This window comes from Pseudomonas sp. LBUM1676 (assembly GCF_059695605.1).
This window is the reverse complement of sequence record NZ_CP166777.1, coordinates 980724-992810: the sequence shown is the minus strand read 5'-3', so window position 1 is coordinate 992810 and position 12087 is coordinate 980724. Positions and strand designations below refer to the sequence as shown.

The 12087-nt window shown below is 59.9% G+C and carries 8 protein-coding genes; 7 read left to right on the top strand and 1 reads right to left on the bottom strand.

Annotated elements, in window-relative coordinates; translation table 11 throughout:
* Positions 1 to 285: 285 nt before the first annotated feature.
* Positions 286 to 1410 (bottom strand): polysaccharide deacetylase family protein, encoded by a 1125-nt coding sequence (locus ACA041_RS04490; RefSeq protein ID WP_497440056.1) that lies wholly within the window; start codon positions 1408 to 1410, stop codon positions 286 to 288.
* A 243-nt stretch (positions 1411 to 1653) separates the two neighbouring features.
* Here ACA041_RS04490 and yaaA point away from each other — a divergent pair, with 243 nt between their 5' ends.
* The 7 genes from yaaA to algG all read left to right on the top strand — a co-directional run bounded on the left by yaaA (position 1654) and on the right by algG (position 12079).
* A complete protein-coding gene (yaaA, locus tag ACA041_RS04485) occupies positions 1654 to 2433 on the top strand; it encodes a peroxide stress protein YaaA (protein WP_497440055.1) in 780 nt (259 codons plus the stop codon).
* A gap of 825 nt (positions 2434 to 3258) precedes the next feature.
* Positions 3259 to 4575: a nucleotide sugar dehydrogenase gene (locus ACA041_RS04480; RefSeq protein ID WP_497440054.1), complete on the top strand. Its 1317-nt coding sequence runs from the start codon at positions 3259 to 3261 to the stop codon at positions 4573 to 4575.
* Positions 4576 to 4759: 184 nt separating this feature from the next.
* A complete protein-coding gene (gene alg8, locus ACA041_RS04475) occupies positions 4760 to 6241 on the top strand; it encodes a mannuronan synthase (protein WP_497440053.1) in 1482 nt (493 codons plus the stop codon).
* Between the two features lie 35 nt (positions 6242 to 6276).
* Positions 6277 to 7446 carry a PilZ domain-containing protein gene (locus tag ACA041_RS04470; RefSeq protein ID WP_497440052.1) on the top strand — a complete coding sequence of 390 codons (1170 nt, stop codon included), beginning with the start codon at positions 6277 to 6279 and terminating at the stop codon, positions 7444 to 7446.
* Between the two features lie 15 nt (positions 7447 to 7461).
* Entirely contained in the window at positions 7462 to 8982 is a 1521-nt protein-coding gene (gene algK, locus ACA041_RS04465; protein WP_497440051.1) for an alginate biosynthesis TPR repeat lipoprotein AlgK, read from the top strand.
* Positions 8979 to 10466, top strand: coding sequence for an alginate export family protein (locus ACA041_RS04460; RefSeq protein WP_497440050.1), 1488 nt, complete (start codon positions 8979 to 8981; stop codon positions 10464 to 10466). Before algK ends, ACA041_RS04460 begins: the two co-directional genes overlap by 4 nt.
* Before the next feature lie 26 nt (positions 10467 to 10492).
* Positions 10493 to 12079 carry a mannuronan 5-epimerase AlgG gene (gene algG / locus ACA041_RS04455; RefSeq protein WP_497440049.1) on the top strand — a complete coding sequence of 529 codons (1587 nt, stop codon included), beginning with the start codon at positions 10493 to 10495 and terminating at the stop codon, positions 12077 to 12079.
* The last annotated feature ends 8 nt before the right edge of the window (positions 12080 to 12087 follow it).

Genomic DNA, 12087 nt, shown 5'->3' with positions numbered 1-12087 from the left:
CACCGAATTCACCCCGCCCCAGGACAAACAGCAGGACTCAAGTGAACTGAACACAAGGAGTCTTGGAAGACGCCACCTGTGTTGCAGGTTTCGGCGGTCTGTCTTCGTAATACTCCAAAACCTGTGACAGAAAAAAGTACTTTGACGCTTTTTTGAAGTTTATTTTTCAGAGTGACGAATAGCCCTTGGCGTGCAGGCAATGTGCCGTTAAAGTCAGAAGTCCGCCTGCACCGAATTCTCTTCAGAAATCACCCTTCGCCCAATGTTTCCGGGCTTTTGTCGTTTTCAGCGAAACCCGTCCTGACAGTCGTCCCAACCGATCCCGCTTTGCGCCGTTTGCGTGATAAGCCAAGGCATCGCCGTTTTCACCCCATCCTGCTTCACGTTGAAGTTGATCACTCCGTGGCGCCACAGCAGCATCAGGGTCAATACCCGTTGCGCGCTCTGCTCCGGCTTGAGCTTGCCCGCGCCGTCCTGGGCATCGATGTCCCACAGTGCTACTTGCAAGCCTTGGGCGCTGAAGAAGCTTTCGGCGTCTGCACGACGTTGGCCATCCGGCGGACGAAACAGCGGCACGTAATTTTCCGGCAGTTTGCCTTTGACCAGTTCGACACTGCGTCGTACCGAGTCCTGCCAGTCCTGCCAATGGCTGTGGGAGCGGAACTCCCAGCCCTGCACACCGATGCATTGCGTTGAATAAGTCGCCTGCAGACTGGCAACCGAGCGCTCAGCCAGGCGCGCCTGGATATCCTTGCCGAGGACGAAGAAGGTGCCGCTCATGTTCGACTTGCGCAGGTACTCGGTGACCCAGGCGGTGTTGTCCGGTGCGGCATTGGCGGCGCTGTCGAAGGTCAGCAGGAACAGCCGGTCATTCATCTGATCGCCATCGCGCTCGAAGTCGCCGAAACGATCGACTTCGCTGCTGGTTTGCGGGAACAGCGCAGCCTTGCGCAGTTGCTCGTCCAGGTATCGGGCATGGAACTGCCGACTCGGCTCGGCCCACTTGATGTAGTAGCTGTCGTCACTGACCTGAAACTTGGCCGCTTGCTGGCGCAAGGTCTCCAGGTCCTCGACCAGGAAGCAGAAGGAGGCGTCCTGGTCGCAGCTTTGCTGGGCGAAGTTGTAGTTGCCCAGCAGGCGCTGCCATAGACGCTGACGCAGGTGGTTGACCGACGCCAGATTGATCGCACGCAGGCCCAGCCGCTGGGCCAGGCTCGCTTCGTCCAGGGCTTCGCTCGCCAGCAGCACTCTGGCGAACATCAGAATCTCGGCCCGCGACGCGACGTCGAACAGGGTCGGGCTGTTGAGCTGTTCGGGCCAGGTGCTGCGATCAAGCGTCGCCACCTCGCCCGGTGCCGCCAGGGCAGCGAAACTCAAGAGCCACGCCGAGAATAGAAAAGCGATACGCAATGGGATGTCTCCATAACAAAACCCGGGCGGCACTATAGCTGATGCGGCCGGGACCTGTAGGAGCGTGGCTTGCCCGCGAAGGCGGCGGCACATCCAATATCAATCTTCCTGACACACCGCATTCGCGAGCAAGCCCGCTCCTACAGGGATTGTGCAAAGCCATCGATCACCTATTACCTCGATAGCTGGAGTCAACAAGGACAACCCCCTAGAATCGCCCCCACGATTAAAGGAGACGACTTCATGCTGATGGTGATTTCCCCCGCCAAGACCCTCGACTACGAAACACCGCCGGCGACCCAGCGCTTCACCCAGCCGCAATACCTTGACCATTCCCAGGAGCTGATCCTGCAATTGCGCGAGCTGACTCCGGCGCAGATCAGCGAGTTGATGCATGTCTCCGACAAGATCGGCGGGCTCAACGCCGCGCGTTTTGGCAGCTGGACGCCGGCCTTTACCCCAGCCAACGCCAAACAGGCGTTGCTGGCGTTCAAGGGCGACGTGTACACCGGGCTGAATGCGCAAACCTTCAGCGAAGCCGACTTCGATTACGCCCAGCAGCACTTGCGCATGTTGTCCGGACTCTATGGCCTGTTGCGTCCACTGGATCTGATGCAGCCGTATAGACTGGAGATGGGTACCAAACTGGCCAACGCCCGCGGCAAGGACCTGTATGCCTTCTGGGGCACGCGGATCAGCGAATGGCTGAACGAAGCGCTCGCCGATCAAGGTGACGACGTGCTGCTGAACCTGGCGTCCAACGAGTATTTCTCGGCGGTTAAGCGTAGCGCCCTGAACGCGCGGATCATCAATACCGAGTTCAAGGACCTGAAGAACGGCCAGTACAAGATCATCAGCTTCTACGCGAAAAAAGCCCGGGGAATGATGAGCCGCTTTGTCATTGAAGAGCGCGTGAACGACCCGGCCGCCCTTAAGCGGTTCGACGTGCAGGGCTACCGCTACAGTGCCGAGCAGTCTTCGCCGGACAATCTGGTGTTTCTGCGCGATCACGCTCCAGAGTAGGCAACCGGTCGGCGCGGGCCCCTTCATGATCCGTCCCGCGCCGCCGTCTGATCGTCCGACAATACCCCGCCCTGTTCGCCGTATTATTGGCGCCAAAAACCCAACACCCAAATCCCTAACTTTAGTTTCACTCGACACTGCTGAAATTTTTCCGTAGTGGCACCGAAAATTTTCAGCAGTAGTGGCACAAAAATATCTAAGCCGCTCAAAACCCTATGTATCAAGGGTGAAACAGGCAATGCCATCAATATGAGAGCAGTGCCATCTTTCTCAATATTTCAAGAAATTTCAGCATTCGCGATGAGCGGACCGGAACTATGTCCAAATGCGTAGTTCATACCACCGGTAACGATTCTCACGGTGCATGTACGAGATAACTTACGCAGAGAAGTGATTCACGCAGCAAAGTTTTTCACATCAACTTCTGCTGCCAATCCCTGATTTGGGCAACACATGAAGGACAGGAGATAACGCATCAACACTATCCCCTGCCAGGCCAAGGCCGCGCCCCTATAAACGTGCTCAGCTGAGCACCCAACCGCTTGATTTACGGGCTTATTGCCTGGCATTGAGCGCGCAAGACCTTTGCACCAATGACTTCTGAACAGAAGCTTGGCTGCATGACAGGGCACATCATAATAACAAGGCCTAGTTGCGCACATCTTGAGTGCACTTATTTAGACACTCGGAACTTAGATGCGTGCTCGCTGCATTGTGACGCCTGTAAGGCCGCACTTGCGAGCGCACTATGACCGCTTAACACCATTAATCCCGGCCATGTAATGGCTTGGTGAAACAGGCTTGATTAACTGAGAGGTAAATGCGATGCGCATCAGCATATTTGGTTTAGGTTACGTCGGTGCAGTATGTGCCGGTTGCCTGTCTGCACGGGGCCATGACGTCGTTGGCGTCGATGTCGCCAAAGACAAGATCGATATGATCAATGCCGGCAAATCGCCGATCGTTGAACCGGGTCTGGGCGAACTTCTGCAACAGGGTATCGAAACGGGCCGCCTGCGCGGCACGACCAACTTCGCCGAAGCGATTCGCGACACCGACCTGTCGATGATTTGCGTCGGCACGCCGAGCAAGAAAAACGGCGACCTGGAACTGAACTACATCGAAGCCGTGTGCCGCGAGATCGGTTTTGTCCTGCGTGACAAGACCACCCGCCACACCATCGTGGTTCGCAGCACCGTTTTGCCGGGCACTGTCGCAAACGTTGTCATCCCGATCCTCGAAGACTGCTCCGGCAAGAAAGCCGGTGTCGACTTCGGCGTTGCAGTGAACCCTGAGTTCCTGCGTGAAAGCACCGCGATCGCCGACTACGATCTGCCACCGATGACCGTCATCGGCGAGTTCGACAAGGCTTCGGGCGACGTTCTGCAATCGCTGTACGAAGAGCTCGACGCACCGATCATCCGCAAGGACATCGCTGTTGCCGAGATGATCAAGTACACCTGCAACGTATGGCACGCCACCAAGGTGACCTTCGCCAACGAGATCGGCAACATCGCCAAGGCTGTCGGCGTCGATGGTCGTGAAGTGATGGACGTGGTCTGCCAGGACAAGACGCTGAACCTGTCCCAATACTACATGCGCCCTGGTTTCGCGTTCGGCGGCTCCTGCCTGCCCAAAGACGTTCGCGCCCTGACCTACCGCGCCGGTTCCCTGGACGTGGAAGCTCCGCTGCTCAACTCGCTGATGCGCAGTAACGAGTCTCAGGTGCAGAACGCTTTCGACATCGTCTCCAGCCACGGCAAACGCAAAGTCGCCCTGCTGGGTCTGAGCTTCAAGGCCGGCACCGACGACCTGCGCGAAAGCCCGCTGGTTGACCTGGCGGAAATGCTGATCGGCAAGGGCTACGACCTGAGCATCTACGACACCAACGTCGAGTACGCCCGTGTTCACGGTGCGAACAAGGATTACATCGAGTCGAAGATCCCTCACGTCTCGTCCTTGCTCAACGCCGATTTCGACGAAGTGATCAACAACTCCGACGTGATCATCCTCGGCAACCGTGACGAGAAATTCCGCGCCTTGGCGCAACAGGCTCCTCACGGCAAGCAAGTGATCGACCTGGTCGGTTTCATGTCCCAAGCCACCAGTGTCAGCGGTCGTACCGAAGGCATCTGCTGGTAACCGGCGGGTTGTAAGCGCTTCGCGCTGATCGCCAGCAAGCCGGCTCCTGTAGGAGCTGGCTTGTCGGATCGCCGCATCGCAGCGAAGGCGTCATCCCAGACGCCACAACCTTCGGCATTTACGCCTGCCTTAACCCCATCGGGCCACCCCACAGGCTCGCCCGAGATCGAGACGGATGCAGATTATGCACAGGCTAAAGCACGGCCTACTTCAGGCCGCCGGTTGGCTGTTCTACCTGAGTTTATTGATGGGCATCGCCATGGCGTTGCCTGCGTCCACATTCGACTCCGAGTCGAGGGACTTTATCTTCCTGATCGGTATCGTCGGTATCTGGCGCTACTCGATGGGAGCCACGCACTTTCTGCGCGGCATGCTGTTTCTGTACGTGGTCTACCCGCACCTGCGGCGCAAAGTGCGCAAGCTGGGTAAAGCGGCAGACCCGTCCCATGTATTCCTGATGGTCACCAGTTTTCGTATCGACGCGCTGACCACCGCCCAGGTCTACGCCTCGGTGATTCGCGAAGCGATCGACTGCGGCCTGCCCACCACCATGGTCTGCTCCATCGTGGAAATGTCCGATGAGTTGCTGGTGAAAAGCCTGTGGTCCCGGATGAACCCACCAGACCGCGTCAAGCTCGACTTCGTGCGCATTCCCGGCACCGGCAAGCGCGATGGCCTGGCCTACGGTTTCCGCGCCATCTCCCGCCACTTGCCGGACGACCGCGCCGTGGTTGCAGTGATCGATGGCGACACCGTGCTCGCCGAAGGCGTCGTGCTCAAGACCGTGCCGTGGTTCCAGCTGTTCGGCAATGTCGGCGGCCTGACCACCAACGAGTTCTGCGAAGTGCGCGGCGGCTACATCATGAGCGAATGGCACAAACTGCGCTTCGCCCAGCGCCACATCAACATGTGCTCGATGGCCTTGTCCAAGCGCGTACTGACCATGACCGGCCGGATGTCGGTATTCCGCGCCTCCGTGGTCACCAACCCGGACTTCATCGCTGACGTCGAAAGCGACTCGCTGCAACATTGGCGCCTGGGTCGCTTCAAGTTCCTGACCGGTGATGACAAGTCGAGCTGGTTCAGCCTGATGCGCCTGGGTTACGACACGTTCTACGTGCCGGACGCCGCGATCCACACCGTGGAACACCCGCCGGAAAAAAGCTTCATCAAGGCCAGCCGCAAACTGATGTTCCGCTGGTATGGCAACAACCTGCGCCAGAACTCCCGCGCCCTTGGCCTGGGGATGAAACGCCTCGGCCTGTTCACCTCGGTGGTGCTGTTCGATCAGCGTGTGTCGATGTGGACCTCCTTGCTGGGCCTGACCGTGGCGATCATTGCCACCTTCAAGTACGGCGCCGCGTTCATCCTGGTTTACCTGCTGTGGATCGGCATTACCCGCCTGATCCTGACCGTGTTGCTGTCTTTGTCCGGTCACAAGATCGGCCCGGCCTACCCGGCGATTCTCTATTACAACCAGATCGTCGGCGCGCTGGTGAAGATCTACGTGTTCTTCCGCCTCGACCGACAGTCCTGGAGTCGCCAGCCCACTTCTCTGACCCGTGATCTCGCCAGCTTTCAAGGTTGGTTCAACACTTGGTCGTCTCGGACCATGACCTTCTCCGCCGGCAGCATTTTTGTTGCCGTGCTGCTGATGATGGTCTGACCGAACTCGCCTGAATTAACTAGGAAATCGTCTATATGAATACCGCCGTCAACGCCAACGTAGTGCATGAATCAGAAGCCCAGCGCCAACACGCCCGAGTGAAAATCCCGGCCAAGCTGCGTTTCTTCGGTCCTGACCGGACTCCGGTTGAAGCCCGGGTCATCGACCTCTCCGCTGGCGGCCTGGCTTTCAACGCCGGTCAGTTGCCCCTGAAGGTCGGCGAGGTCTACAAGGCTCGCCTGCAATTTGTTATCGATAACCTCGGCCTGGCCATGGACGTGGAGCTGCAAGTGCGCTCCTTCGATCGCGAAACCGGCCGCGCCGGTTGCCAGTTCCAGAACCTGGAGCCGCGGGACATTTCCACCCTGCGCCACCTGATCACCTCGCACCTGGCTGGCGATATCGTCAGCGTCGGCGAGATGCTGGCGACCCTGCAGCGCGACAACTTCACCAAGGCGCGCAAGGTCAAGGATGGCGGCCACGGCATGACCCCGTTCGGTCGTCTGCGCGCAGTGACCTTCAGCCTGGCGATTTTCCTCGTCGGTCTGACGGCCTTCGGTTTCATCTTCAAGTCGGTGTACGGCATGTACTTCGTCAGCCACGCCCAGGCCGGCCTGGTGAGCGTACCGGCGATGAACATCACCATGCCCCGCGACGGCACCGTGCAGAGCCTGATCAAATCCGACGGCGTTGCCGCCAAAGGCGCCCCGCTGGCAACTTTCAGCACCAGTATGCTCGACGTGCTCAAGGGCCATCTTGACGAAGATCAACTGCAACCGGCCAAGGTTGAAGAACTGTTCGGCAAGCAAATGACCGGCACCCTGACCTCGCCGTGCGATTGCACCGTGGCCCAGCAACTGGTTGCCGACGGTCAGTACGCCAGCAAGGGCGACGTGATCTTCCAACTGGTGCCGCGTAACAGCGAAGCCAACGTTGAAGCGCGCTTCTCCTATCGCCAGTTCGGCGAAGTTCTGCCAGGCAGCACGGTCAGCTTCCAGATCGCCGGCGAAGACAAAATCCGCAGCGGCAAGATCGTCAGCAGCACCAGCCTGAACAGTGCCGACCTGTCGTCCGACATCCGCGTGCAGATCAAACCCGACGAGCCGCTGAACAGCGCTTTCGCCGGTCGCCCGGTTGAAGTGAACAGCACCCGTGGTCCGAACCTGAACTGGCTGATCGACAAAGCCATGGCCGCCGGTCTTTAAGCAGAGGACATGCCCGTGACGACTCCAAATATCCTCAGCACACCGCATACCCTGTGGGAGCGAGCTTGCTCGCGATGGGATCGGCGCGGTCTGTCTGATGCACCGAGCCGGTCGAGCGCGACCCTGGCTGATCGCGAGCAAGCTCGCTCCCACAAAGGTTATGCATTCTGTGCACTGGCCCTGGCGGTCAGCCTCAGCGGTTGCGCCGGCCTGCCCGACCAGCGTCTGGCCAACGAAGCCCTCAAGCGCGGCGATACCGCGCTGGCGGCGCAGAACTACAAGCAACTGGCGGACCTGGGTTACAGCGAAGCCCAGGTCGGTATGGCCGATATCCAGGTCGACAGCCGTGACCCGGCTCAGATGAAACAGGCCGAGGCGACTTACCGCGCCGCGGCCAGCGTCTCGCCGCGGGCTCAGGCACGCCTGGGTCGTCTGCTGGTAGCCAAACCCGGCTCCACCGAAGCCGAACAGCAGGAAGCCGAAGGCCTGTTGAAGAAAGCTTCCGCCGCCGGAGAAGGCAATACCCTGATCCCGTTGGCGATGCTGTACCTGCAATACCCCCACAGTTTCCCCAATGTCAACGCACAGCAGCAGATCAGCCAGTGGCGCGCCGAAGGCAAGCCGGAAGCGGGCCTGGCCCAGGTGCTGCTGTATCGCACCCAAGGCACTTACGACCAGCATCTGGACGAAGTGGAAACCATCTGCAAGGCCGCGTTGGCCACCACCGACATCTGCTACGTCGAGCTGGCCACGGTCTATCAGAAGAAAGCTGCGCCTGAGAAACAGGCCGAGCTGATCAAGCAGATGCAAGCCGCCCAGGCTCGCGGTGCGGTGTCCGCTCAGCGCGTGGACAGCGTGGCTCGCGTTCTGGGTGATGCTTCCTTGGGCACGACCGACGAGAAAACCGCGCAGTCGCTGCTCGAAGGCATCGCACCGGGCCACCCCGCTTCCTGGGTCAGCCTGGCGCAACTGCTCTACGACTTCCCTGAGCTCGGCGACGTCGACACCATGATGAAGTACCTGGACAACGGCCGCGCCGCCGACCAGCCCCGCGCCGAACTGTTGCTGGGCAAGCTCTACTACGAAGGCAAAATGGTCCCGGCCGATGCCAAGGTCGCCGAAGACCACTTCAAGAAAGCCGTCGGCAGAGAAGTGGCCGCCGATTACTACCTCGGCCAGATTTATCGCCGTGGCTACCTGGGCAAGGTTGACTCGCAAAAAGCCCTGGATCACTTGCTGACCGCTGCGCGCAACGGTCAGAACAGCGCCGACTTCGCCATCGCCCAATTGTTCTCCCAAGGCAAGGGCACCAAGCCCGACCCGCTCAACGCTTACGTCTTCAGCCAGTTGGCCAAGGCCCAGAACACCCCGCAAGCCACCGAGCTTGCGCAAACACTCGAAACCCAGCTGCCGCCTGCCCAGCTTGCCGAGGCCCAACGCCTGTTGAAACAAGAACAGGCCGTTCGTGGTGCCTCGAGCCAGAACACCCTGGAACTGCATGCCCTGGAAGAAGAAGACGGCGAGGAATCCCTATGAAGTTGAATCCATTCGTGAAGGCCGGTATCGGCCTGTCATTCGCCCTGTTGTGGTCGTGCCCGACCCTGGCAGCCTTGACCGAAAGCAAGAACTACGGTCTTGACGTGAAAATCACCGCCCAGTCCGAAGACGATACCGACCTGGGTACGGCGAGCGGCGGCGACGTCAACGGCGTCGGCCTCGACCTGCGTCCGTGGATCTATGGCGAGAGCGGCGCGTGGAGCGGCTACGCCATGGGCCAGGCCGTGACGTCCACCGACATCATCGAGACCGACACCCTGCAGCAGTCCGACAGCGACGGCACCCAGGCCACCGACAACGGTGATCGCAAGAGCAAGAAAAACTACCTGGCGATGCGCGAGTTCTGGGTCGGCTACAGCGGCCTCACGCCCTACCCCGGCGAGATCCTCAAGCTCGGTCGTCAACGCCTGCGCAATGACGACGGCCAATGGCGCGACACCAACATCGAAGCCCTGAACTGGACGTTCGACACCACCCTGTTGCGCGCCAACGCCGGTGTGGCCGAACGCTTCAGCGAATACCGCACCGACCTCACCGAACTCGCGCCCAAGGACAAGGATCGCCTGCACGCTTACGCCGATGCGGCGTATCAGTGGACCCCGGGCAACTGGGTCGGCATTCGCGGGCATCACACCCACGATGACGGCAAGCTCGATTACGCGGAGCCAGGCGTGGCCGCCGATTCTCTGGACAAGAAAGAGAACGGCGACATCAGCTGGATCGGCCTGACCGCCGACAGCGATGCCTATAACTGGCGCAACACCAATACCGTCAATTACTGGGGCAGCATCACCGGCATGAGCGGCGACCGCGACACGGTCAACCCGCTGAACGCCGACGGCACCGCGCCGGCACAAGCCAAGAGCGGCGGCAACATTGATGGCTGGGCCACCGACCTGGGCGTACGCCTGCGTCTGGATCCGCAATGGCAAGTCGGTGCAGCCTATGCCCGCGCCAGTGCCGATTACGAACAGAACGGCCTGCAAAGCAACCGCTCGAACTACACCGGTACCCGCTCGCGGGTTCACCGTTACGGCGAAGCCTTCCGTGGCGAAATGAACAACATGCAGACCGCCACCCTGTTCGGTTCGTGGATGCTCAACGACGAATACGATGCCAGCGTGATCTACCACAAATTCTGGCGCGTCGACGGCAACAAGCCGGTCGGCAGCAACGGCATCAACGCCGTGCAGAACGACACCGATGACGTGACCGGCGCCGTGCTCTCCAGCACCTCGCTGCCGCTGGAAGATGGCAACAAGGACCTCGGTCAGGAAATGGACGTGGTCGTCACCAAGTACTTCAAGCAGGGCCTGCTGCCCGCGGCCTTGAGTCAATCGATCGATGAGCCTTCGGCCCTGGTGCGTTTGCGTGGCGGTGTGTTCAAGCCGGGCGATGCCTACGGCAAGGGTGTCGACTCGTACATGCACCGTGCGTTCGTCGACGTGATCTGGCGCTTCTGATGCGAACAGCGAAGGGAGTTCCTCACATGAACAGTCCGAAGAGAGGCTCGATCGCCTTGCTGGCCGGCGCGATGCTGCTGGCAAGCTCGGCGGCCTTCGCCAGCGTGGAACCGGCTACCCCTCAACAAGGCAAGCCGGCCACCGTGGCCAAAGAGCTGCAACAGGCCAAGACCTACACCGTCGCCAGCGCGCCGATCGCGCCGCTGGAGCTGGAGAAACCGAAACTGCCGGACACTTCCGGCTACACCGCCGAAGCCATGGCCGCGAAAATCGTGCGCACCAAGCCCGGCAAAATCAGCGTGCGTCGGATGATGCAGGAAAACGCCCTGAAGGACTTCATCGGCGGCGACAACAAGATGGCCGAGTGGGTGGTGCGTCAGCACGGCATCCCGCAGGCGATCTTCGTCGACGACGGCTACATGAACCTCAAGGACCTGGCGAAGAAGGTACCCAAGCAGTACTTCAGCGAAACCTCGCCGGGTGTGTTCCTGGCGAAGTTGCCGATCGTGGTCGGGAACAAGGGCATCCTGGAAATCGACAAGCAGACCCAAGAGTTGCGCCTGTCCCAGGAAGCCGGCTCGTTCCTGGTCAACGACGGCCAGCTGTTTGTGCACGATACCAAGATCACCGGCTGGCGCGAGAAGGAAAACGGCCCGGCGACCTTCAAGTCGCCGAAGGAATTCCGTCCGTTCCTGCTGGCCTGGGGCGGCACCCAGACCTACATCGCCAACAGCAAGATGGCCAGCTTCGGCTACGCCAACAGTAAGTCCTACGGCGTGAGTATCTCGCAGTACACGCCGAACATGGCCAAGATACTCAAGCGCGCTGAACCGACCGGCTGGATCATCGATTCCGAGTTCTCGGACATGTGGTACGGCTTCTACTGCTACGAAACCGAAGACTTCGTGGTCAAGGGCAACACCTACAAAGACAACATCGTCTACGGCATTGACCCCCATGACCGCTCGCACGGTCTGATCATCGCCGACAACACGGTGTACGGGACCAAGAAGAAGCACGGGATCATCATTTCCCGTGAGGTCAACGACAGCTTCATCTTCAACAACCGCAGCTACGACAACAAGTTGTCGGGCCTGGTGATCGACCGTAACAGCGTGAACAACCTGATCGCCGACAACGAGATCTACAAGAACCACACCGACGGCATCACCCTCTACGAGAGTGGCAACAACCTCTTGTGGGGCAACAAGGTGATCGGCAACCGCCGCCACGGCATCCGGATTCGTAACAGCGTGAACATCCGCCTCTACGAAAACCTGGCCATGGCCAACGGCCTGACCGGCGTCTACGGCCACATCAAGGACCTGAGCGACACCGACCGGGACATCGACCTCGATCCGTTCGACGCCCAGGTGTCGCTGATCATCGTCGGTGGCGAACTGGCCGGCAACGGCAGCGGACCGCTGTCCATCGACTCGCCGCTGAGCGTCGAGTTGTATCGCGTGTCCATGCTTGCGCCGACCAAATCCAGCGGCATCAGCTTCAACGGGATTCTTGGCGAACGCCAGGATGAAATTCTCGACCTGCTGGTGCGCCAGCAGAAAGCCGTGCTGATCGACCCTGTCGAACGCCAGACCGAAATGCAGGACTGAGGATAATT

Coding starts and splice junctions, on each gene's coding strand:
- yaaA (WP_497440055.1), top strand. CDS start 1,654: ATGCTGATGGTGATTTCCCCCGCCAAGACCCTCGACTACGAAACACCG.
- ACA041_RS04480 (WP_497440054.1), top strand. CDS start 3,259: ATGCGCATCAGCATATTTGGTTTAGGTTACGTCGGTGCAGTATGTGCC.
- alg8 (WP_497440053.1), top strand. CDS start 4,760: ATGCACAGGCTAAAGCACGGCCTACTTCAGGCCGCCGGTTGGCTGTTC.
- ACA041_RS04470 (WP_497440052.1), top strand. CDS start 6,277: ATGAATACCGCCGTCAACGCCAACGTAGTGCATGAATCAGAAGCCCAG.
- ACA041_RS04460 (WP_497440050.1), top strand. CDS start 8,979: ATGAAGTTGAATCCATTCGTGAAGGCCGGTATCGGCCTGTCATTCGCC.
- algG (WP_497440049.1), top strand. CDS start 10,493: ATGAACAGTCCGAAGAGAGGCTCGATCGCCTTGCTGGCCGGCGCGATG.